The sequence below is a fragment of the Halorubrum sp. SD683 genome, from assembly GCF_002135045.1.
Taxonomy (GTDB): Archaea; Halobacteriota; Halobacteria; order Halobacteriales; family Haloferacaceae; genus Halorubrum; species Halorubrum ezzemoulense.
The window spans coordinates 19,962-42,044 of sequence record NZ_NEWJ01000008.1; the positions used below are offsets into that span (position 1 = coordinate 19,962).

The following is a 22,083-nucleotide window of genomic DNA, read 5'->3' on the forward strand; positions in this document are numbered from 1 at the left end:
TCGATCCGTATGCTCGAACCCGGCGACGACGCGCCCGCGATCACGCTCACCGACCACCGCGGCGAGACGGCCACCGTCGACCCGACCGCGGCCGGCCACACGGTGGTGTACTTCTACCCGCGCGCCGACACCCCCGGCTGTACCGCCGAGGCGTGCGGCTTCCGCGACGAGTGGGACGCGTTCGAGGACGCCGACATCGCCGTCGTCGGGATCAGCGACGACCCGGTTGAGGACCTCGAACCCTTCGCCGAGGAGTACGACCTCCCCTTCACGCTCCTCTCGGACCCGGACGGCGCGGTGTCGAGCGCGTACGACTCCTACGGCGAGAAGTCGATGTTCGGGAACACCTTCGACGGCGTGTTCCGGAACACGTACGTCATCGACGACGAGGGAACCGTCGTCTTGGCGTACGAGGGGGTCTCCCCCGAGGACCACGCCGTCGAGATACTCGACGACATCCGCGCGCTCGACGGCTGATCGGGGCGGTCGACGCCGTCGAGGGCGACCGCTATCCCGACGGGCTGATCCCGGCGACCGCGTCGGCGATCTCGCGGCGCTTCAGCAGGCCGAAGCCGAGGACGATGACCGCGAAGCCGGCGACGGTGAACGCCGTTACCGGCTCGGCGAGCAGCAGGGCGCCCGCGACGGTGGCGACGACCGGCACGACGTACGAGACGAGGTTGATCTCGAAGGGGCCGAGCCGGTCGAGCAGCGTGAAGTAGATGGTGTACGCCACCGCCGACGAGCAGAGCCCGAGGAACGCCAGCGCGAGGAGCGCGCGCGGCGCCGCGGCGGGGAGGCGCTGGCTCTCGCCGATCCCGAGGCTCAGTGCGTGGATGGCCAGCGCGCCGAACCCCATCGCCCACCCGGTGAGCGCGACGCTGGAGAACGACGTCTCGACGGTCCGGAGCCCGACGCTGCCGACCGCGACGGCGACGACGCCGATCGCGATCAGCCCGACGCCGACCGCGACGCCCCCGCCGAGGCTCGCGGGGTCCGGCTGTGCGACGAGGCCGACGCCGAGGAACGCGAGGACGACCCCGACCGCGCCGCGCGCGTCGAGGTCCGCCCCGCCGATCCACAGGGCGGCGACCGCCGCGGTCGCGATGGGGACGAGGCTGTAGGTGATCGAGGCGATACCGCTCGTGGTGTACTGCTGGCCGACGAACAGCAGCGCGTTGTTCGCGGCCACGGAGAGTCCGCCGCTGAACCCGATCGCGGCGAGGTCGCCGCGCGTCCGCGGAAACGGACCGTCCTGCGTGACGAACACGTACGACAGCAGCGCCAGCGCGGCCACGTCGAACCGGTAGGCGGCGTACAACACCGGCGGATAGTAGTCGAGGCCGACCTCGATGGCGACGAACGATCCGCCCCACAGCAGGGCGAGGGTGAAGAACAGGAGGGCGTCTCGGTACCGTGACACGGTCGACCGAACGCGGGCCGCGGGTAAAGCGGTGTCCGTCGCGGCCCGGACCGCCGGTGCCGGCTCGTCCGGCCGTGACGCCGTGTCTGGAAGTTCCGACCCGTCCGGCGGGTCAGTCGCGCCGCGGCCCGCTCAGTAGCCGCGGACGATGAGGTAGTCCGCGAGGTCTTCGAGCAGGCTCCGAGAGCCGCTCTCGGGGAGCACTCCGAGGTGGTCCTTCGACCGCGCGGTGAGGTCCTCGGCGGTCTCACGGGCGTACTCGATCGAGCCGACCTCTTCGAGGGCCGCGACCGCGTCGTCGATGGCCGCCTCGGTCACTTCCGCGGGCGTGTCGGCGTCGACGAGCCCGTCGACGTCGACTCCCTGTTGTCGGGCGTGGAGCGTGATGAGCGTCTCCTTCCCCTCCACGAGGTCGGAGCCGCGCTGCTTCCCGAGCTCCTCCGAGGGGACGGTGAGGTCGAGCACGTCGTCTTGGATCTGGAACGCGCGCCCGGAGTCGATCCCGTACTGATACAGGGCGTCGACGACCGCCTCGTCGGCGCCGAGTAGGAGGGCGGGCGTCGCGGCCGAGGCGCCGTACAGCACCGCGGTCTTCAGCTCGACCATGTCCAAGTACTCGTCGGGGAGGATGTCGTCGCGGCTCTCGAAGGCGACGTCGAGGGCCTGCCCCTCGCAGATCTCGGTACAGGTCGACGCGAGCATCCGCATCGCTTCGAGCCCGTGTTGCGGGTCCGCGCCCGTCTCGGTCATGAACTCGAACGCTTTCGAGTAGAGGGTGTCGCCCGCGAGGATCGCCGTCGAGACGTCGTACGCCTCGTGGACTGCCGGGACGCCCCGCCGGAGATCGTCCTCGTCCATGATGTCGTCGTGGATCAGCGTGAACGACTGGATCACCTCGATGGCGACCGCGGCCCGCATCACGTCGACCTCGTCGCCGTCGAGCGACGGGAACGCGCGGAAGTCGGCGCCCATCGGCTCGGTGCCGGTGACCGCCTCAGCGGCCAGGGTTGTCACCGTCGGGCGGAGCCGCTTGCCGCCGGCCTCGAGGATGTATCGGGTGGCCTCGTACAGTCGCTCAGGCTCCTGAACCGGCAGCTCCTCGTCGATAGCGGCGTTGACGAGCTCACGCCGCTCGCGGATGGCGTCGAGCACCCGCGCCTCCTTCGTCTCGCTCGTCATTCGACGAGCTGGATCGTGGACCCGTTCTGCGTGACGTGGACGTCGCGTCCGAGCTTGTACCCCTGCGTCTTCGCGAGGTCGACGTACGGCGAGCGACCCTTGAGCGTCTGGTGGCCGGGGATGAGATGCTGCGGCTGGAGCGCCTGTAGCATCTCGTAGTGGCCCTCCTCGCGGAGGTGGCCGGAGACGTGGATGTCGTCGTAGAGGCGGGCGCCCTGCATCCGGAGCAGCTGTTCGGACTGGTAGCGCTGCCCCTCGTTGGTGGGTTCCGGGATGACGCTCGCGCTGAAGACGACCTTGTCGCCGTCGTCGATCTCGTAGGGGGTCTCGCCGCGGCCCATGCGGGTGAGCATCGCGCGCGGCTCGCCCTGGTGGCCCGTCACGATGGGGAGGAAATTGCCCTTCCCCTCCTTCATGATCCGCTTGAACGCGCGGTCGACCGACTTCCGGTGACCGTACATGCCGACGTCGCCCTGGAAGTCGACGAAGTCGAGCCGCTCGGCCGTACCGGAGTACTTCTCCATCGAGCGCCCGAGCAGGACCGGCTGGCGGCCGATCTCGCGGGCGTACTCGACGAGGGTCTTCACGCGGGCGATGTGCGAGGAGAACGTGGTGGCGATGATGCCGCCCGTGTAGTCCTCCATCGATTTCAGCGTGTCCTCGACGTGTTTCTTCGCGTACGACTCGGAGGGGGTCCGGCCCTTGCTCCCGGCGTTCGTACAGTCCTCGATGTACGCGAGGACGCCCTCGTCCTGCCGGCCGATCTCGCGGAACCGGTCCATGTCGACCGGGTCGCCGATGACGGGGTCGTGGTCCAGGCGCTTGTCGAGGCCGTAGACCACCGCGCCCTCGGGCGTGTGGAGGACCGGGTTGATCGCGTCGATGATCGAGTGGGTGACGTTGACGAACTCTAGTTCGACCTGCTCGGAGTCGCCGATCGCCATCGACGCGCCGGGCTTCATCTTCACGAGGTCGTTGTCCACCTGGAACTTGCCCTCGTCTTCGATCTGCTGGCGCACCAGTTCGATCGTGTACGGCGCGGAGACGATCGGCGCGTCGTAGCGGTGGGCGAGCTTCGGGATCCCCGCGATGTGGTCGAGGTGCCCGTGGGTGGGGACGATCGCCTTGACGTCGCCTTCGAGTTCGCTCATCACCCGATCGTCCGGGATGGCGCCCATGTCGATCAGGTCGAGGCTGTGCATGCTCTCGGTCTCCACGTTGTCGTGGATGAGGACCTTACTGAGGTTCAGGCCCATGTCGAAGATGACGATGTCCTCGCCCGCCCGGACCGCCGTCATCTGTCGACCGACCTCTTCGTAACCGCCGAGTGTCGCAATTTCGATTTCCATGGTGTTGTCGTGTTTGACGCCGTGGTCGGCGCCGGTCACTGAAACCCCGCAAGGAGCCGTCGGCGCTACGTCCTACCGCGCGTCGTTGAAGGCCCCGCTACGGCCGAGTCACCGCGACTCACCGTGTCCCGCGGGAGTGTGGTACATCGGCGTACTCCCGCGCACGTTAAAAACTCCCGGGTTCGGCCCCGCGGCGGGGATTCGCGCCCGAACTGGCCCCACAAAGGGTTTCACGCTCTCGATCGAATCCCCGGCGATGGCAGACGTACCCCGCCGCCGAGCCCTCCTCGCGGCCGCATCAGGGATCGCCGCGCTGGCCGGCTGCGCCGGTAGCGACTCCGCGTCGAACAGCTACCCCGTCCGGGGCGATCAACCGATAGACGGGTACGAACTCGAACGAGCGCGCGACGAGAGCGGCGAGCCGATCCTCACCGGCGGTGAAGAGACGCCGTCGAGCGAAACCGACGAGCGCGGGCGACGGCGGCCTCGCGCCCGGCGCGTATTGGTCTCGGGCGACGGCCTCGACGCACTCGACTTCGCCGAGACCGCGGCCGCCGACCGCCTGCGGTCGTTCCTCGACGGGACGGACTTCGAGTCGGCGTCGGCCTACCTTCTCTCGATGCCGGTGACGGCCTGTCGCGATGTCCGGCTTCGGTCTGTCGCCGTCGAGCCGTCGGAGCTCGCCGACGGCGACCTCCACCCCCGAGCCGACTTCTGCCGGGCGTACCGCCCGGCCGACGTCGAGTGCGATCCGGAGGCCGTCCACACCGTCGGCTTCGCGATCCGACTCCCCGTGGCGGCGGAGCGGTCGAGCGGGAGCGGAATGGGGATGCGTGGCTCCTGTCGACAGGGAGATCCGCCTGCCGTGTTCAACTCCTCGGCACCCGGCGCGGGAGGTGATGGCGAGTGAGCCGCGAGTCGACGGGTCGCGGGTCCGGTTCGCACGGCGGCTCAAGCTCTCGCCGCCGGTTCCTCGCAGGGGTCGGAGCGGCGGTCGGGACGGCTGCGGTCGCCGGCTGCTCCGGACTCCCGTTCGGCGGCGGCGAGGAGCGCCGCGGCTCGCCCGTATCGCTCCCGTCCGGCGCCGTGGGGACCGTCGACTGGCCGGCGTCGCCGTTTCCGGCGACCGTACCGGAGTCGCTCGCGGACGCCCACGAGGCGCGGACCCGGAGCCTACTCGACGACGTGCCGGCCGAGCCGGGGATAGCCAACGCTGCGGTGGCGACGGAGATCGGTTCCGACCGCGAGCGGGCGCTGGAGCGGGCGGACGCCGGAGTGACAGCCGAGTGGCCGGTGGACGTCCTCTCGGCGTGGCGTCGTCGTCGGGAGGACGCCGCGGCGGTGCGCGGCGCGTACCGCGCGGCCACCGGCGTCGACGACGGCGCGGACCTGGCCGCTCGGCGGAGCGCGGTCCGGGACGCTCGGGGCGCGCTCGCCGCCGAGGTGGAGTACCGAGCCGAGTCGCCGGTCGCGGCGGCGCTGGCGTACGAGCCGGTCGAATCGCTGCTCGCGGAGTGCGAGCGGCACGTCCGGCCGGAGCTGACGTACCCCGCCGACCCGGTCGCCGAGCCGTTCCGAGCCGGTGAGGCGACGGCTCGGGTCGAGCGCGCGCGGGCGACCGCGGACGACGCCGAGAGCCTCCGGAACGCGCACCTCGACGGGCGCGACGGACTGGTCCCGCGGTGGGCGTCGCTGGTCGCGGCCGCCGACGAGCTGCGGGGCTCCGTGAGTCGGACACGCTCGACCGTGCGGGAGCGCGCCGGCGGCGACGACCCGCTCGGCGGCGAGGACCTGAGCGGGACGGTCGCACAGGAGCTTGTGGCCACGGGCGAGCTCCGGACCGACTCGGCCGTCGAGGACGTCGAGCGGGCGGTCGACGCCGGCGACTGCGCCACGGCCGTCGTCGAGTCCGGCGTTGCGTTGGCCGAGCTCGACGCGTTTCGGGCGGCCGTCGGCGAGATCCGCGACGGCGAACACCGGGAGGCCCCCTCGGAGTCGTCCGTGCGGTCGGCCGCGGAGCGGGCGCGGACGGCGGTCGGCGAGGCCGTCGCCGGCGACGATCCGCTGGCGACGCGGCTCGTCCGCCCCGGGCTGGACGGCTTCGAGTACGTCGCCGACCGCGTCGAGGAGGGGTACAGCTCGGCCCGGCGGACGCAGGCGACCCTTGAGTACGTCGCCCTGTACGGCGCGGCGGTCCCGGCGGCGAGCGAGTTCCTCCGCGAGCGGCTGGACTGACGGACTGCGGCGGGCGCGAGCGCGAAGTTCGTGTCAAACCGACCGGCCTCCGGGGCTCCGTCCCGGTATTTTTATTACCGCGACGGGCGGCGATACGGACAATGAGTGGACGACCCCTCGACGTGCTCGAAGCGTCGCTCGAGGAGCCCGTGACGGTACACCTGAAGGACGGCACGACGTACTACGGCGTCCTCGGCGGCTACGACCAGCACATGAACGTCGTCATCGAGCCGGAGGCTGACGTGGACGGCCGCGTCGACGAAGACCTCGACGGCGAGTTCGCGGTCGCGATCGAAGACACAACGATTATACGCGGCGATAACGTCGTCACAATCAAAGCATGACCGGCGCAGGTACGCCCTCCCAAGGGAAAAAGAACAAGACGGTTCACGTGAAGTGTCGACGCTGCGGCGAGAAGTCCTACCACGTCAAGAAGGAGCGCTGCTCCTCGTGCGGCTTCGGCGAGTCCGCCTCCCGGCGCGACTACGCCTGGCAGTCGAAGACCGGCGACAACTGAACTGCGGTTCTTCTCTTCGCTTCGTCTTCACCGTCGACTAGCCGCGGCGTTTCGCTCGGCTGGTCCTCCCGGCCCCGCGGTCGGCGCGGTTTCGATCCCCCGACCGCTCCGCCGCCGAGCCAACCGTTAACCGGATCAGTCGCCGAACGCGGGTATGGACCTTTCAGTCGTCGACCTCTCGCCGGTCCCCCGGGGCGGCACCGCGGCGGACGCGTTCGCGAACACGGTCGACGCCGCGCGCCACGCCGAGCGACTGGGCTACGAGCGGTTCTGGGTCGCCGAACACCACGGGATGGGCGACCGCCTCGCCGGCACCACGCCCGAGGTGCTGCTCGGCCGGCTCGCGGGCGCGACCGGCTCGATCCGGATCGGAAGCGGGGCCGTCCTCTTGAACCACTACAGCCCGTTCAAGGTGGCCGAGTCGTTCGGCGTCCTCGACGGGCTGGCGCCCGGTCGCGTCGACCTCGGGATGGGCCGCGCGAACGGCTCGCCCGCCTCCGACCGCGCGCTCGGCACCGACCGCCGCGTCGAGAACCCGAACGAGGACCACCGCGAGCGGATCACCGCGGTGGTGAACCACCTCCGCGACGCCTATCCGGACGAACACCCGTACGCCGACCTGTCGGTGCCCGGGTCGGCCGAGGGGCCGGCCGTCCCGTGGGTGCTGGGGTCGAGTCCGGCGAGCGGGGAGATCGCCGGCGAGCTGGGCCTGCGCTACTGCTTCGCCGGCTTCATCCGGCCCGGGTTCGCCGAGCGCGCGTTCGCGGCGTACCGCGAGGCGTTCGACCCCGACGCCGGCCCCGGCGGCCTCGACGAGCCGCAAGGGATGGTCGCGGTCAACGCGGTGGCGGCCGAGACGGACGCGGCCGCGGCCCGTCGGCGCGCGCCCGCAGAGGCGACGTTCCGGCGTATGAAACGCGGTGAGCTCGGCGACGAGACGCCGACCGAGGAGGAGGCGATCGACGAGCTAGGCGGCGCGCCGGACCCGACGCCGGCGACGCTGGACGACGACGAGTGGCCGCGGTCGATCTCCGGGAGCCTGGAGACGATGTCGGGCCTGCTGGAGCAGTTGGCCGACCGCGTCGGCGTCGACGAGGTGATGATCCAGCACACGGTGCCGGACCGCGAGGCCGCGCTCGACTCGCACGCGCTCCTCGCCGAAGCGATGGACCTAGATCCACGCGCCGACTGACGCGCAGACGGCTGGCGAGCGGACGACTGACGCGCCGACGGCGAGCCGTAGCGACCGTGGCGACGACCGACCGTCGAAGTGACGGGAGGTGACGGACGGCCCGCCTCGGTTCCGGTACGGACAGGCGTTTAGTCGTGTGCCTAATAGTCGCACACATGTCCGACGACGAGCCGACGGGGCGACCCTCGCTCGAGGCGGTGACCGAATGGGACGGCGGCGTCAGTTGGGTCGCGCATCCCGAGGAAGACGCGATGCGCGGGAGTCACGCGCTCGCGACCGAGGGCGGGGTCTGGGTCGTCGACCCGCTCGACGCCGACGGGCTCGACGACCGGCTGAGCGACCTCGGCGAGGTCGCCGGCGTGGTCGTGACCCACGACCGACACACGCGGGACGCCGAAGCGATCGCGGCGCGCCACGGCGTCGCCGTGTCTGTCCCGGAGTGGATGGACCTGACGCGAGAGAAACTCGATGGCAAGCCGGAGCCGTTCGACGCGGATCTCCCCGGTACGAACTACGAGGTCCACCGCCTCATCGACACGGACGAGTGGGAGGAGGCGGTCCTCGTCGACGAGTCCGGTGGGACCCTCGTCGTCATGGAGACGCTTGGCACCCTCCCGGGGTTCTGTGAGGGCGACAACGACGTCGGCGTCCATCCGGCGCTCGACGAGGCGCCGGAGGGCCTCGCCGACTACCGCCCGGAGCGAATCCTGGTCGGGCACGGCGAGAGCGTCTCCGAGGGAGGCGCGACGAAACTGGCGGCGGCGCTCGACGCCGACTGAACCGGCCCTCATGACGAGTTCCGGTGGTGCCCCTGCGAGTTCCGGAGCCGGGATGCGTGGTTGCTCGGGGTCGTTCCGCCCGTTCCGCCTCGAGGGACGGGTCAATTGATTACCGTACGGTCCGTATCAGCGGTCCGTATGGGGCAGGGCTACGGAGTCGGGTTCCGATCGCTCACGACGGAAGTGACGGACCACCGTCCCCCGGTTGAGGGCGACATCCCGTCGTGGCTGTCGGGGACGCTCATTCGGAACGGTCCGGGGCTGTTCGATGTCGGCGGTGAGCGACTCGGGCACTGGTTCGACGGACTCGCGATGCTTCGGCGATACGCGTTCGAGGACGGGGCGCTGTCGTACTCGAATCGCTTCCTCCGTACGGACGCCTACGCGGACGCGATGGACGGCTCCGTCTCCGGGCAGTTCGGGACCGACCGGACGGGCGTGGGGAAAATCGCGTCGTGGCTGCGGGCGCTCGGCCCGCCGGAGATCACGGACAACGCGAACGTTCACGTCGCCCGCCTCGACGGCGAGCACGTCGCGCTCACCGAGGCGCCGCGTCGGATCGCGTTCGACCCCGCGACGCTCGAGACCCGAGGCGCATTCGGCTTCGACGACGACCTCGGCGAACACGTCACCGCCGCGCACCTCGTGCGCGACCCCGAGACCGACGCGTGGTTCGGCTTCGTGACCGAGTTCGGTCGAACGCCCGAGTATCACGTCTACCGGCTCGCCCCGGACCGTCGCGCCAGGGAACGGGCCGCGTCGATCGCGGCGGACGGCCCGGGGTACATCCACGACTGTAGCATCACGACCGATCACGTCGTCCTCGTTGAGACGCCGCTCGTGATGCCGATCCGCCGCGCGCTGAGCCCGTTCTCCGAGGGCATCCTCGACGTCCTCGATTGGCAGCCGGAGCGCGGCACGCGCGTCCTCGTCGTCGATCGCGAGACCGGCGACCTCGTCGCAGATCCCGCGCTCCCGCCAGTCTTCGCCTTCCACCACGCCAACGCGTACGCGACGGGCGACGAGGTGGTCGTAGACCTCGTCGAGTTTCCCGACCCCGGTATCGTCGACGCGATGCGCCTCGACGCGCTCGACGGTGACCCCTCGGACGTCGACGTCCCCGACGGGCGCCCAGTCCGGTATCGGGTCGACCTGCGGTCCAACGAAGTCGATCGGTCGACGCTCCACCAGGTCGGCGTGGAGCTCCCCCGAGTCGCCCCCGACGTCGTCGGCCGCGAGTACCGGTACGCGTACGCGCAGGCGACGGACCGCGAGGGCGCGAACGGACTGGTAAAGCTCGACGTCGAGACCGGTCGGACGCGCGAGTGGTGGGAGGACGGCGTCTTCGTGGAGGAGCCGATCCCCGTGCGGCGGCCGGGCGCGACCGCCGAGGACGACGGCGTCGTCGTCGCGCCGGCGCTCGACAGCCGCGCGGAGGAGACCCGCCTGCTCGTCTTCGACGCCGGGACGCTCGCACTCCTCGCCGACGCGTCGCTCCCCCACGCGGAGCCGTTCGGCTTCCACGGCCGGTTCTTCCGTGACAGTTGAGCGTCACCGCACCGTCCGTTGTCCGCTGTACCGACCCCGTTATATGAACTCGGAGTTCCGCGGCCCGTTCGTGACGTGGACCTCGAACGGCTGCGTGCCGACGTCGTCCCGTTCGACGAGGTGCCAGTACGTTTCCGCCATCTCGTCGGGGTCGAGGAACGTGTCGCCGTCCCGGTCCGGGGACCGTTCGCGAACCCCCGGCGAGTCGATCTGCCCGTCGATGACGACGTGAGCGACGTGAACGCCATCCGGGCCGAACTCCTGCGCGATATCCATCGCCATCCCGCGGGCCGCGAACTTCGCGGCCGTGAACCCGATCGCGCCGCCGAGGCTCCGCACCGACGAGGTGGCGCCGGTGAAGACGACCGTCCCGCCGCCCGTCTCGAGCATGTCGTCGACCGCCTCCTGCGAGCAGGCGAACGCGCCGCGGCCGTTCACCGCCCACGCCTCCTCGAACTCCTCGACGCTCGTGTCCATGAGTCCCGTCCAGGAGGCGGCGCTCGCGTGGTTCACGAGAACGTCGACCGGTCCGAACGCCTCTCGGACCGTCTCGAACCCGTCCCGGATCTGCTCGACCGCCGTGAGGTCGGTCGGAACGGCGAGCCCCTCGCCCGGGTCCGGCAGGTCCGCGGCGAGGTCTTCGAGATAGTCCGCCGACCGGGCGAAGAGCGCCACCCGACACCCCTCGGCGGCGAACTTTCTGGCGAGCGACTCGCCGAGTCCCGGACCGACGCCCGCGATGACCGCTGTTCGCGTCATACGTCGCGTACTCGGGCCTCCCGTGTAAATTGTGGCGACGGCGTGGGGTAGCTGTCCCCGCGTGCGATGCCGACATCGGCGGGGCGGACCGGTCAATGCGCACCGAACGTCAGCCGGACGTGCCGGCGCCGCTTCCGGCGGGCGCCCTCGACGGCCGGCGGTGAACCGGGGGTAAGACATCGTCCTCGTCGATCTCGTCCCAGTCGAAGGCGGGGACGAGGACGTCGAACTCGGGAGCGACGTCGACGGGGTCGATAGCGGTGACCGCCCCCTGGTCGGGGGCGACTCGATGCGGTTCGGCGACGTGGAGCGTCGGCGGCGACGCGAGGCCGAGTCCCTGCGGTGGCTCGTACGCGAGTCCGTCCCTGGCCGTGAGGTAGATCTCGCGACGACCGTAATCGAGGACGACCACTCGCTCCTCGCCGTCGGCTCGCCGCACGACCGCGTACAGCGTCTCGCGGGACCACGGACCGACCGGGTCGAGGTCCGCCGCGCGGGTGACGTGGACGTTGTGCCGCGAGCGCGGATCGAGGACGTCGTCGGGCCCCCCGAGCAGTTCCGGCCGGCCGCCGATCGAGCCCATACGCGCACGTATCGGTGTCTTCACGCATATATCTCTCCCCGTATCGCGTGCGGCGTCCGGCCTCGCTCGTGGCCGAGATCGCCTGCGCGCTCGCCGGCGACCGGCGACGCGACCCTACTCCACGCGGTCGCGGGCGGCGGCGACGAGCATCGGGAGCATCACGGTCGCGTCGCCGTAGACGGAGGCGTTGCGCGCGTCCTTCTCCAGCTTCCCCCACGAGCGCGCCTCCTCGAGCGTCGCGCCGGAGAGCCCCCCGGTCGCCTCGGGGTCCATCGTGATCTGGACGGCGTAGTCGTACGCCCGCGGCGTGACGAGCATCGTCTGGAGCGTGAAGTTCTTCGGCACGCCGCCGCCGACGAGCAGGCAGCCGGCGTCGTCGGCCTCGAACGCGAGGTCGGTCAGCTCGGTCATGTCCGCGAGCGCGTCGAGCGTGAAGTCCGCGGTCTGGGCGTACATCCACGCCTGAATCCCCAGCACGGAGTCCTGGACCGCCGGGCAGTAGATCGGGACGTCGGACTCGTAGGCGGCGGCCGCGACGCCCGGCCCCTCGGGGACGTCGTCGCGGTCGTTGACTTCGGCGTTGGCGCGGCCGAGCTCGCGCGTGAGGTCGGCGATGGAGACCGCGTCGGTCCCGTCAGCGTCGGGGTCGGCCTCCAGCGCGGGGAACACCTCCTCGCGGAGGTGCCCCTCGAACTCGGCGAAGTGCTCCTGCGGGAGGTAGACGTTGTAGATGCGGTCGACCCCCTCGTCGCGGAGCCCCTCGTCGTGTTCGCGGAGGCTCTTCTCCGGGTCGTGGGTGCGCCCGTGGTGGTGCTTCCCGCCGATGGCCTCGATGGCGTCGTGGGTGAGGTTGGCCCCGGTCGTCACCAGCGCGTCGACGTAGCCGTCACGGATGAGGTCGGCGACGACCCGGCGCATCCCGGCGGGCACCATCGCGCCGGCGAGCGAGAGGAACACGGTACAGTCGTCGTTCGCGAACATGTCGGCGAGCACGTCGCCCGCCTCGTTGACGGACGCCGCCCCGATCCCCGCGTCGCCGTAGCCGTCGACGAGTTCGCTCACCGTCATCCCCGCCGTCGCGCGCGTGTGGCCGACCGGGTCCTCGTGGAACTCCTCGCGGTTCGGCTCGCCGCCGGTGCCGTCACCGTCGGCGTGATCGCCTTCACCGCCGTGATCCTCGCCACCGGCGTCCGCGGCGTCGTCTCGGGGGTCCCCGTCGCTGTCGGTCATGGCTCCGACTGGGGTCGGCGCGCGTTTGAAACGACCGATCTATCGGTCGGCGGCCCCACCGCTCACCGGCGGGAACAGCGCCAGTTCGTCGCCCGCCTCCAGCGTCGCGTCGAGCCCGTCGTCGTGGCGGACGCTCCGCCCGTTCCGGAGGACGTTGATGTGGTCTGCGACGCTCCCGTCCTCGATGACGCGGTCCCGGAGGTCGGGGTGCGCGTCCAACAGCGCGTCGAGCGCGTCGCCGACCGTGTCGCCCGGCTCCGCGTCGACGGTCACCGCGCGGTCGCCCGCGATCTCCGCGAGGTCGGCGAACAGCTTCCACTCCATAGCGGATCCCCGCGCGGGCGGCTCAAGAGCGTTGCGTCCCGTCGGAGTCGACAGCGGCGTCGCCGTCGTCTTCGACCCCCGCCGCGTCGCCGTCCCCGGTCGCGGCGGACTGGGCGGCGCCTGCGGCCTCCGCGGCCGACGCCGCCGTCTGGGCGCTCCCCGCGGTCGACGCGGCCGCCTCGAACGACCGGATCGCGTCCGGACGCCCGACGAGGTACGCCAGGTCGCCAGCGCCGAACGCGTAGTCGTGCGGCGGGATCGGCTGGACGGACCCCGCCGCCGGTCGGACCGCGGCGACGACGGCGCCGACCTCGCCGACGGTGCTCCCGTCGAGGTCGCTCCCGGCCGCGACCGTGACCGAGGCCATCGTCTCGTCCGCGCTCCGCAGCAGCGAGGCGAACTCGCGATCCGCCCGCGGCTCGGCGGGGAGCGTCACGAGCCGATAGCCGCCTTGGTCGGTCAGGCGTTCGGCGTCCGACTCGTCGAGCGCGACGGTGACCGCGTCGCCGGCGACGCCCCGCAGTTCGCCGGTCGCGACGCGCTCCGGCTCCGGGTCGTCGCGCCACAGCTGGACCGTGTCCCCGGCGGTGGCGTTGTTCGGCGGGTCGGCCGCCACCGCCACCGCCGCCGACTCCGGCGCGAGCGTCGGGCCGAGCCCGGCGGCGCGGGAGCCGACCGCGAAGTACTCGACCGACCCGTCCGCGTCGAGGTCGACGTCGACGTAGCCGACGCCGTACTCGTCTTTGAGCCGGGTGACGAGCCGTTCGCGGAGCGACTCCGGAGAGAGCTTCCGGGGGAAGAGCAGCGTCTTCTCGGCGATCTCGTCCTTCTTCTCCGGGGAGACGGGGTCGTACGTCTCCATGTCACCGATCTCGTCGGCCGGTGGGAGCGTCACCGCCGTGAACCGCCCGACAGCGCGCACGACCCCGCTGAGTTCGCCGTCGAGCTGCTTGGCGCCGGAGAGCGCGAACACGTCGACCGCGAGCCTGTCGCCCGCGTATCGGCCGACGGGCGCCATCACCACTGCGACGCCGAGCGAGACGAGGTTGAAGAACACGCTCTCGGGCGCCAACAGGGTCGGATTGTCGCCGATCGCGACCGACCCCAGCGAGGTCGTGTTGAGATACAGCGCGACGACCGCGACGCCCAGCAGCCCGGTCACCCCCTCGGGGATCGCCGTTCGGAAGTACCAGCGGTATGAGAGCGCCGCGCCCCCGGTCAGGAGGGCGGCGACGACCGCGAACGTGACGAGCGTGACGGCCGCCTGTCGCGGCCGCGCGAATCCGACCTCGACGGCGGCGAGGGGGACATCAGCGGCGGCGAGGGAGACGCCGACGGCCGCGACCGCACCGAGCGCGGGGCTCACGCGGCCACCTCCGCGAACCGGTCGAGCGCGTCGCGGCTCCCCACGACGAACAGGTCGTCGCCCGCCGACAGCGGCTGCGTCCCGTCGGGCGCGACGCGCCACGAGCCGTGACGGGCCGCGAGGACGGCAACGTCGTAGGCTTCGCGGACCTCGGCCTCGCCGATGGTGTGCCCGTCCAACGGTCCGCCGGCGGCGACGGTGACCTTGCGGAACCGCTTCCCCGCCCGCCGGAGCAGGGCCGTGAGCTCGTACTCGCGGCGGGTGCCTCGCGACAGTACCAGCACGCGCCCGCGGTCGGCGCGGAGGAGATCCGTCGCCTCGGAGCGGTCGACGGCGAGCGTCACCCGCCCCTCACCCCCGGTCGTCGTGGGCGCGGTCGCCGCCGGGGGCGAGGGAACGTCCGTCTCTCCGCCGTCGGTTCGGAAGTCCTCCGAATCCGCGTCGTCGCCCGCGGGGGGAACCACAGTCGACGCCGCCCCGGCGCCCGGCTCCGGCTTCCCGCTCGACTGCGCGGCGATGACGGCGCCCTCGACGTCGATATCCGGCGTTATCACGCGAACGACGTCGCCGCGGGCGATCCCGGTCGGCACGAGCGCCGACACCGACACCGCGCGCTTCCCGGCGGGCACCCGCTTCGAGAGCGCGCCGGTCGGCGGGGCGGCCGACACCGTCGCGCGCGCCTGTTCGTCGATCCGGACCGACACGTCGGCCAGGTCGAACTCGGTGCGGAGCCGCTCCGCGAACCGGTCTTCCAGCTCCGCGAGCGGGAGGTCGGCCGGAAACGTCCAGTCGCCGTCGAGGATCGCGGCGCGCGTGTCCGCCGGCAGCGGCGGGTACCCCTCGATGTCGGTCACCTCGCCGGCGACCTCGACGGAGACGCGCCCGCGGCCGCCGACGAGCTCGATCACGTCCGTCGAGAGCGTGCGGTCGCGGAGCTGCTTGAGCGAGATCCGCTTGGGGGCGCTGGCGCCGAGGCGGTCCCCCTGCGCGTGGGCGTACAGCGAGATCATCAACACCACGACGATCGCCGTGAGGATCGCTGGCGCGCGCTCCGACGACCGAATCGTCTCGTCGTTGAGCGCGAGCAGGCCGCCGTTGACGCCGGCGATCGCGAGCGACAGCACGACCACTCCGAGCCCGGGGATCGTCACGTCGGTGACGTACTTGAACACGAACCCGAGGGTCCCGGCCACCAGCGCGGGAACGATCCCGGTGATCACGCCGAGGTAGACGCCGAAGACGATCTCGACGGGCAGCGACATACGGCGTCCAATCCGCGGCGCGGTTAAACCAGTACCGGCGCGAGCGACGCGCGGAGCGCCCGTCGGATCGATTCCGCGGCGGCCTCGCGGGGTTTAAGTTCGGTCTCGGCGACCCGGGAACATGGAGCTGACCCGGGACTGGGTGACCGTTCGGGCGTCGATCCTCCTGACGTTCGCGGTCGCGGTGCTGTCGATCCTCGCCGGGCTGGCCCAGATCGGGGGGCTCGGCGTCGACGGGCCGCTCGCCCCGTACGTGCTCCCGGTCGTCCGCCAGACGGTCGGGTTCACCGGGACGATAACCGGCTTCGCGATGTTCGGGAGCGGGTTCGCGCTCCGGAACGGCTACCGGATCGGGTGGTACACCACGGCCGTGTTGCTGCCGCTGACGGCACTTCAGGGGCTGATGCAGGCCTCCGTCCTGTCGTTCCCGCTCGTGGCGCTGTCGCTCCTCTCCGTGCCGACGCTCGTGGTCAACCGGGGCCGGTTCGACCGGGACTTCAGGCCCTCCCCGACGCAGTTGGCCGCGGGCGCGGCGCTCGTGGGGGCGGTCGCGTACGGGACGCTCGGGTCGTACGCCCTCAGAGACCAGTTCGAGGGCATCGAGACGATCGTCGACGCCTTCTACTTCACCGTCGTCACCGCCTCGACGGTGGGGTACGGCGACGTCCACCCCGCGACCGGTCCCGCCTCCGACATCGCGCAGCTGTTCGCGCTCTCCTCGCTCGTGGTGAACGTCGCCGCCTTCGCGGTGGCGCTCGGGGTCCTCCTCACGCCCGCCATCGAGGCGCAGCTCTCCAAGGCGCTCGGAAAGATGACCGACAGACAGATCGACCTCCTCGACGACCACGTCCTCGTGCTCGGCTACGGGGACCTGACGGAACCGATACTCGAAGAGCTCGACGCCCGCGACGGCGTCGAGTACGCCGTGGTGACGCCGGACGAGGCCGCCGCGAGGCGGCTCGCTGACCGCGACATCCCGGTGTACACCGCGGATCCCAGCGACGTAGACCCGCTCGAACACGTGAACCTCGACGGGGCCCGGGCGGTCGTCGCCGCCACCGAAGACGACGCGCACGACGCGCTGGCCATCCTCACCGCCCGCCAGCTCAATCCCGACGTGCGCATCGTCGCGGCGGTGACGCAGCGGGAGAACGTCGACAAGCTCCGGCGCGCCGGCGCCGACCAGGTGATCTCGCCGACGACGCTCGGCGGGCACATCATCGTCGACTGCGCGTTCGGCGCGGACAGCAAGGACGCGACGGAGGGAATCATCGAGGACATCGACCTCGACGACTGAGCGACGCTCAAGAGAGGCCGCGACCGCTCAGCGGCTCTGTCGGCCCTTCGTCTGCCGGTAGTCCCGGCTCAGGACGTTCTCGCGCATGTGGTCGCAGAAGGCGTCCGCCTCGGCGTCGCTCATCTCGCTCGGCTCTTTCATCGGCACGAGCTCGAACCCGCGTCCGCGAATCGTCGTCGCGTGTTCCGCGTCGACGTCGAACGAGTCGGGCCGGCGAGTCGTGTACTCGACCGCCAGCTCGCGGAGCGGTCGGTCGCCGACCGGCACGATGATCTGGGGGTTTATCATCCGGATCTCCGCGTTGAGGAAGGGCTCGCAGGTGTCGACCTCCCGGTCCGTCGGCTCGCGGTCGGGGTGGCGACACCGCGTGAGGTTCGTGAAGAAGAGGTTTTGTACGTCCGGTTCCGCGGCGTCCGGCGCCGACCGGACGAACCCGAGGTCGGCGAAGATCGACTGGACGCGTTCGCCGCCGCCCGCGCCGGTGAAGGGGACGCCGTTGCGCTCGGCGGCCTCCGTGGGGCCGGTCCCGACGACGAGGAACTCCGCGCCGACGTCGCCGTAGCCGTGAACGACGCGGTCGCGAGCGCCGCACAGCTCGGCGCAGTTCTCGCAGTCGGCGTCCATCGCGAACGGGTTCTCGAAATCCGTCTGATTCGCGTCCACGGTTGCTCTGTGGGCTCCGCGTCCCTAAACGCTCCGCCGGGGAGGGCCGTACGAGAACGAGGCGGTGCGGAACGAGCGTGAAAAGCAGCGTGCGGCGGTGGCGCGGCCCGTTCAGTTCGGGACGTACCGGTCGCCGTCGCAGTCGACGAGTCCCTCGCTGCGGAGGGTCTTCAGGATGCTGTACAGGGAGAGCTTCTTCATCCCGAGCGACTCGCCCATCTCGGACACCGTGGCGTCGCCGTTCGTGGTCAGGTACAGGTACACGAGCTTGGCGCGGGGCGACTGGAGCTCCCGGGGCAGCGCGGGGGCCGCCGCGGACGCGGTCTCCGTCTCGATCATCTTGTCCGATATGACGGGTTCGACGATAATAAACCCCCTATTCAACGTTTGTCGAAACAGCGTGAATCGGTCTGAGAACGGCCCTGAAGCCATTTTTCTCTCAAATCGGACCGATAACGTCGATCGACGAACGGCGAATCGACGCGTATCGACGCTCGGTTTCGACCGTCGACGGATAAGGAACCGTGAACGATCCGGATCGATCGGGCGAAACGATCCGGGGCCGCCGCCGGACAGATCGGGGGCCGCGACCGGACCGGGCGAACTCCGGCCCAAGAGGTCGGAGCCGCGACGCGCCGCCGCGGGCGACCGAGCGTCCCGGGCGGTTCAGTACGACCGGCTCTTCGGCTCGTACGTCTTGTTCTCGCCCTCGAGGACGACCGGCTTGTACCACAGTTCCGGCTCGCCGTCGTTCCACGAGACGAGCGTGTGCTTCAGCCAGTCCTCGTCTTTGCGCTCCTGGTGCTCCTTGCGCCAGTGGGCGCCTCGGAACTCCTCGCGAGCGAGCGCGCCCATCGTCAGCGCCTCCGCGAGGTCCAAGATGTTCCGCGTCTCGATCGTGTGGATGAGGTCGGTGTTGAACGTCCGGGACGGGTCCGACACCGCGACGTCCTTGTACGCCTCGCGGGCCTCGCGGAGGTCGGCTAACGTCTCCTCAAGCCGGCCTTCCTCGCGGAACACGTTGACGTTGTCCGTCATCGTTTCCTGAACGGCGGAGCGGATCTCGGCGTGGTTGCGGCCCTTCCGCGAGAGCAGTTCGTCGACGCGCTCCTGCGCTCGGTCGACGGCGCCGCCGAGGACGCTCTCGGCGTCGGTCGCCACGGCGCCGCCGTCGGCCGCGGCCGTCCCCGAACCGCTCGTCTCGCCGACCTCGACACCGAACTCGTAGTCGGCGGGCTGCCAGTCGCCCGAGCGGCCGGTCTCGATCTCGGCCTCACCCATCTCCTCGCCGGCGGCGTGGCGGCCGGCGCGCTTGCCGAAGACGATGAGCTCCGGCAGCGCGTTACCGCCGAGGCGGTTCGCCCCGTGGACGGAGGCGCAGGCGCACTCGCCGGCGGCGTACAGCCCGTCGATGACGGTCTCGCCGAACTCGTTCGTCTCGATGCCGCCCATCGCGTAGTGCTGGCCGGGCTTGACCGGCATCGGCTCCGTGAGCCCGTCGGCGCCCTCGAAGTCCTCCGCGAGGTGGAGGATGTTCTCCAGGCGGTCGAGGATGCGCTCCTCGCCGAGGTGGCGCATGTCGAGGTGAACGTACTCGTCCTCGATGCCGCGCCCCTCGTTGACCTCGGTCAGCTCGGCGCGGGAGACGACGTCGCGGGAGGCGAGCTCGCCGTCGTTGTTCGCGTAGCCGTGTTCGAACATGAACCGCTCGCCCTCGCTGTTGTAGAGGATTCCCCCCTCGCCGCGGACGCCCTCGGAGATGAGGACGCCGGTCGACGGCAGCGTCGTCGGGTGGAACTGGATGAACTCCATGTCCTCCATCGGGACGCCGGCTCGGTACGCCATCGCGACGCCGTCGCCGGTGTTCGCCACCGCGTTAGTGGTGTGGTCGAACACCTGCCCCATCCCGCCGGTCGCGAGGATGACGCCGTTCTCGGCGCGGAAGCCGCTTATCTCGCCGCTCTGGATGTCGTACGCGACGACACCGTGGCAGGTCCGCTCCGCGGGATCGTCCTCGTCGGTGACGGCCAGGTCCATCACGTGCCACTCGTCGTACACCGTGATCCCGCGTTTGACCACCTGCTCGTACATCGTGTGGAGCATCTGGTGGCCGGTCTCGGCGCCCGCGTACGTCGTACGCGGGAAGGACAGGCCGCCGAACGGTCGCTGCGAGACGCGCCCGTCGTCCTCGCGGGAGAACGGCATCCCCCAGTGTTCGAGGCGGATGACCTCCTCGGGGCTCTCCTGACAGAGCGCCTCGACCGCGGGCGCGTCGCCGAGGTAGTCGGACCCCTTCATCGTGTCGTACGCGTGGTCCTGCCAGGAGTCGGCGTCGCGCAGCGCCGCGTTGATCCCGCCCTCTGCCGCGCCCGTGTGCGACCGGACGGGATGGAGCTTCGACACCATCGCCACGTCCGCGCCCGCTTCCTGTGCCGCGATCGCCGCCCGGAGTCCCGCCCCGCCGGCCCCGACGACGACGACATCGTGTTCGTACATTGTTGGTATGTAATTTCGTAAGTTCCGAAGTCCCTTGATACTGTCTGTCGGGATTACCAGAACTTCAGATTGTTTTTGACCGCCTCGCGCTTCAGCTCCTGGATGTGCTCGGTGAGGGGGATGTCCTTCGGGCACACCTCCGTACAGGAGAACTGCGTCTGACACCGCCAGACGCCGTGCTCCTGCTCGATGATCTCTAAGCGCTTCTGTTTCATCTCCTCGCCCTCGCGCTCGTCCATCGCGAACCGGTACGCCTTGTTGATCGCGGCCGGCCCGAGGTACTCGTTGTCCCCCGCGGCGACGTTACACGAGGACATACACGCGCCACACCAGATACAGCGCGTGGACATCTTGATCTTCTCGCGGTTCTCCCGGTCCTGGCGCTGCTCTTCGAGCTCGCCGTCCGGGTACTCGTCCGTCTGGAAGTACGGCTCGACGGCCTCCATCTGCTCGTAGAAGTGCTCCATGTCGACGACGAGGTCCTTCGTCACCTCGGCGTGGGGGAGCGGCTCGACGCGGACCGGCTCCTCGAGGTCCGATATCTGCGTCTTACAGGCAAGCTTCTGGCCGCCGTTGACGAACATCGCGTCGGAGCCGCACACCGCCTGCCGGCAGGAGTGGCGGAACGTGAGCGAGGAGTCGTACGTGTCTCGCGCGTACATCAGCGCGTCGAGGACGGTCATCCCCTTCGTGAACGGGACGTGGAAGGTGTCGAACCGCGGCTCCTGTTTCCCCTCGACCTGCGGGTCGTAGCGGAACACCTTCAGCTCGACCGTGCTCTCGTCGGCGGCCGCCTTTTTCGCTTCCTCCTCCTGTCGCTGCTGGCGGCGCTCGGCCGCGCGGCGCCGCTTCTCGGCGCGGCGCTCCTCGCCCTTCGAGGCCGGCTCCGTCTCGGTTTCGGCCTCGGTCGATTCCTCGGTCTGCTTCGGAATTTGCGTGCTCATTGTCGGTTCAGTAGAGTCCGATGCCCGCCCACGCGTTCGCGGTGCGGATTCCCTGCGCGATCAGCACGACGCTCGCGGCGACGAGCGTCCACTTGATCACTGTGCGTTTCGTGCCGGTGAGCCCCTGGTTGACCAGCGCGTTGTAGACGCCGTTGACCCCGTGGAACGTCGCTGTCACGAGGAAGAGGATCATCAGCGAGTAGTAGCTCAGCTGCTCCATCCGGCCGGAGCTGGCGAGGAACGACACCTCGTCGGCGTGGTGGACGAAGTGGAGCAGGAAGAAGTGGAACGCCAACACGACCAGCAGGAACACCGCCGTGATCCGCTGGAGCAGCCACATCCGGCCGCCCGACTGGAACGAGGAGTAGCGCTCGGCCATCTCAGAACGCCCCCGCGATGAACGTCGGCACGGACGCGACGGTGATCGCTCCGGTGAGGACTAGCGACGCGTAGAAGCTCTTGTCCTGTGCGTCCAACCCGATGCCGAGGTCGGTGAGGAGGAGCCGGGTGCCGTTGAGCATGTGGAAGACGGCGACCGCCAGCAGGCCGACCTCCAGGATGCGGACGAGCAGCAGCCCCTCCAGCGAGACGATCGTCTGCGTGTACACGTCGTTGCCCGCGGCGATCGCGGCTTCGCTGGCGCCGGCCGCCGGAATCCCCGTACTCAACACGGCGATGTGCGTGAACAGGTACCCGATGAGCACCCATCCGGTGAACTTGTGGAAGATCCACGCCCACATCCCCGCCTCGAACTCCCGCCAACGGCCGAAGTCCTCGATGAGGCCTCGATTGTACGACTGACTCATACCTAACGGTTCTGAACCGGGGTCGTATAGTAGTTACTAACACGGCGGGGCTCGCTCCCGGATCTCGGCGAGCGACGAACGCCCGCGAAACGGACGCAACGACCCGAAATGGCGGATTTTTGAACGCTCCG

At 70.4% G+C, this 22,083-nt stretch carries 24 protein-coding genes; 9 read left to right on the forward strand and 15 right to left on the reverse strand.

Going from position 1 to position 22,083, the window contains the following annotated elements; translation table 11 throughout:
• The first annotated feature begins 9 nt into the window (after positions 1-9).
• Positions 10-477, forward strand: coding sequence for a peroxiredoxin (locus B9G49_RS04170; RefSeq protein ID WP_049930591.1), 468 nt, complete (start codon positions 10-12; stop codon positions 475-477).
• A 31-nt stretch (positions 478-508) separates the two neighbouring features.
• Here the strand turns inward: B9G49_RS04170 and B9G49_RS04175 are convergent, their stop codons facing one another.
• From B9G49_RS04175 to B9G49_RS04185, 3 genes are all read right to left on the reverse strand, one after another.
• Positions 509-1,423, reverse strand: a complete 915-nt coding sequence (locus B9G49_RS04175; protein WP_049930589.1) for a DMT family transporter — start codon at positions 1,421-1,423, stop codon at positions 509-511.
• 132 nt (positions 1,424-1,555) lie between these two features.
• The gene (idsA3, locus tag B9G49_RS04180; protein ID WP_086215525.1) at positions 1,556-2,602 is read right to left on the reverse strand and encodes a geranylfarnesyl diphosphate synthase; all 1,047 of its coding nucleotides are present in this window, start codon (positions 2,600-2,602) and stop codon (positions 1,556-1,558) included.
• Complete coding sequence (locus B9G49_RS04185) at positions 2,599-3,951, reverse strand: ribonuclease J (protein WP_049930694.1); 1,353 nt, start codon at positions 3,949-3,951, stop codon at positions 2,599-2,601. Before B9G49_RS04185 ends, idsA3 begins: the two co-directional genes overlap by 4 nt.
• A gap of 256 nt (positions 3,952-4,207) precedes the next feature.
• Between B9G49_RS04185 and B9G49_RS04190 the strand changes: the two genes are divergently transcribed.
• The 7 genes from B9G49_RS04190 to B9G49_RS04220 all read left to right on the forward strand — a co-directional run bounded on the left by B9G49_RS04190 (position 4,208) and on the right by B9G49_RS04220 (position 10,222).
• The gene (locus tag B9G49_RS04190; protein WP_086215526.1) at positions 4,208-4,861 is read left to right on the forward strand and encodes a hypothetical protein; all 654 of its coding nucleotides are present in this window, start codon (positions 4,208-4,210) and stop codon (positions 4,859-4,861) included.
• Entirely contained in the window at positions 4,858-6,186 is a 1,329-nt protein-coding gene (locus B9G49_RS04195) for a hypothetical protein (RefSeq protein WP_086215527.1), read from the forward strand. Before B9G49_RS04190 ends, B9G49_RS04195 begins: the two co-directional genes overlap by 4 nt.
• A gap of 101 nt (positions 6,187-6,287) precedes the next feature.
• The gene (locus B9G49_RS04200; RefSeq protein ID WP_049930582.1) at positions 6,288-6,530 is read left to right on the forward strand and encodes an LSM domain-containing protein; all 243 of its coding nucleotides are present in this window, start codon (positions 6,288-6,290) and stop codon (positions 6,528-6,530) included.
• Positions 6,527-6,703, forward strand: a complete 177-nt coding sequence (locus B9G49_RS04205) for a 50S ribosomal protein L37e (protein WP_006112801.1) — start codon at positions 6,527-6,529, stop codon at positions 6,701-6,703. Before B9G49_RS04200 ends, B9G49_RS04205 begins: the two co-directional genes overlap by 4 nt.
• A 154-nt stretch (positions 6,704-6,857) precedes the next feature.
• Entirely contained in the window at positions 6,858-7,895 is a 1,038-nt protein-coding gene (locus tag B9G49_RS04210) for an MsnO8 family LLM class oxidoreductase (protein WP_086215528.1), read from the forward strand.
• A gap of 155 nt (positions 7,896-8,050) precedes the next feature.
• Positions 8,051-8,674: a hypothetical protein gene (locus B9G49_RS04215; RefSeq protein ID WP_086215529.1), complete on the forward strand. Its 624-nt coding sequence runs from the start codon at positions 8,051-8,053 to the stop codon at positions 8,672-8,674.
• A gap of 138 nt (positions 8,675-8,812) precedes the next feature.
• Positions 8,813-10,222 carry a carotenoid oxygenase family protein gene (locus B9G49_RS04220; RefSeq protein ID WP_086215530.1) on the forward strand — a complete coding sequence of 470 codons (1,410 nt, stop codon included), beginning with the start codon at positions 8,813-8,815 and terminating at the stop codon, positions 10,220-10,222.
• A gap of 39 nt (positions 10,223-10,261) precedes the next feature.
• On the opposite strand, the gene B9G49_RS04225 is transcribed toward B9G49_RS04220, so the two are convergent.
• The 6 genes from B9G49_RS04225 to B9G49_RS04250 all read right to left on the reverse strand — a co-directional run bounded on the left by B9G49_RS04225 (position 10,262) and on the right by B9G49_RS04250 (position 15,746).
• On the reverse strand, positions 10,262-10,981 hold the full coding sequence (locus B9G49_RS04225; protein WP_086215531.1) for an SDR family NAD(P)-dependent oxidoreductase: 720 nt from the start codon (positions 10,979-10,981) through the stop codon (positions 10,262-10,264).
• 109 nt (positions 10,982-11,090) lie between these two features.
• A complete protein-coding gene (locus tag B9G49_RS04230) occupies positions 11,091-11,564 on the reverse strand; it encodes a hypothetical protein (protein ID WP_086215532.1) in 474 nt (157 codons plus the stop codon).
• Positions 11,565-11,678: 114 nt separating this feature from the next.
• Positions 11,679-12,794: a deoxyhypusine synthase gene (locus B9G49_RS04235; protein WP_086215533.1), complete on the reverse strand. Its 1,116-nt coding sequence runs from the start codon at positions 12,792-12,794 to the stop codon at positions 11,679-11,681.
• Positions 12,795-12,833: 39 nt separating this feature from the next.
• The gene (locus tag B9G49_RS04240; RefSeq protein WP_049930569.1) at positions 12,834-13,118 is read right to left on the reverse strand and encodes a ubiquitin-like small modifier protein 1; all 285 of its coding nucleotides are present in this window, start codon (positions 13,116-13,118) and stop codon (positions 12,834-12,836) included.
• Positions 13,119-13,140: 22 nt separating this feature from the next.
• Complete coding sequence (locus tag B9G49_RS04245) at positions 13,141-14,484, reverse strand: potassium transporter TrkA (RefSeq protein ID WP_086215534.1); 1,344 nt, start codon at positions 14,482-14,484, stop codon at positions 13,141-13,143.
• Positions 14,481-15,746, reverse strand: coding sequence for a potassium channel family protein (locus tag B9G49_RS04250; RefSeq protein WP_086215535.1), 1,266 nt, complete (start codon positions 15,744-15,746; stop codon positions 14,481-14,483). Before B9G49_RS04250 ends, B9G49_RS04245 begins: the two co-directional genes overlap by 4 nt.
• A 121-nt stretch (positions 15,747-15,867) precedes the next feature.
• Between B9G49_RS04250 and B9G49_RS04255 the strand changes: the two genes are divergently transcribed.
• Positions 15,868-17,043, forward strand: coding sequence for an NAD-binding protein (locus B9G49_RS04255; protein ID WP_049930564.1), 1,176 nt, complete (start codon positions 15,868-15,870; stop codon positions 17,041-17,043).
• A gap of 27 nt (positions 17,044-17,070) precedes the next feature.
• Here B9G49_RS04255 and B9G49_RS04260 read toward each other — a convergent pair whose 3' ends face one another.
• The 6 genes from B9G49_RS04260 to sdhC form a co-directional block, all read right to left on the reverse strand.
• The gene (locus B9G49_RS04260; protein WP_049930561.1) at positions 17,071-17,706 is read right to left on the reverse strand and encodes a uracil-DNA glycosylase family protein; all 636 of its coding nucleotides are present in this window, start codon (positions 17,704-17,706) and stop codon (positions 17,071-17,073) included.
• A gap of 111 nt (positions 17,707-17,817) precedes the next feature.
• Positions 17,818-18,045: a helix-turn-helix domain-containing protein gene (locus B9G49_RS04265; protein WP_086215536.1), complete on the reverse strand. Its 228-nt coding sequence runs from the start codon at positions 18,043-18,045 to the stop codon at positions 17,818-17,820.
• A gap of 327 nt (positions 18,046-18,372) precedes the next feature.
• Complete coding sequence (locus B9G49_RS04270) at positions 18,373-20,202, reverse strand: FAD-binding protein (RefSeq protein WP_086215537.1); 1,830 nt, start codon at positions 20,200-20,202, stop codon at positions 18,373-18,375.
• 53 nt (positions 20,203-20,255) lie between these two features.
• Positions 20,256-21,146 (reverse strand): succinate dehydrogenase/fumarate reductase iron-sulfur subunit, encoded by an 891-nt coding sequence (locus tag B9G49_RS04275; RefSeq protein ID WP_086215538.1) that lies wholly within the window; start codon positions 21,144-21,146, stop codon positions 20,256-20,258.
• Positions 21,147-21,153: 7 nt separating this feature from the next.
• On the reverse strand, positions 21,154-21,525 hold the full coding sequence (locus B9G49_RS04280; protein WP_049930555.1) for a succinate dehydrogenase hydrophobic membrane anchor subunit: 372 nt from the start codon (positions 21,523-21,525) through the stop codon (positions 21,154-21,156).
• A 1-nt stretch (position 21,526) separates the two neighbouring features.
• Positions 21,527-21,952 carry a succinate dehydrogenase, cytochrome b556 subunit gene (gene sdhC, locus B9G49_RS04285; protein ID WP_049930554.1) on the reverse strand — a complete coding sequence of 142 codons (426 nt, stop codon included), beginning with the start codon at positions 21,950-21,952 and terminating at the stop codon, positions 21,527-21,529.
• Positions 21,953-22,083: the final 131 nt, after the last annotated feature.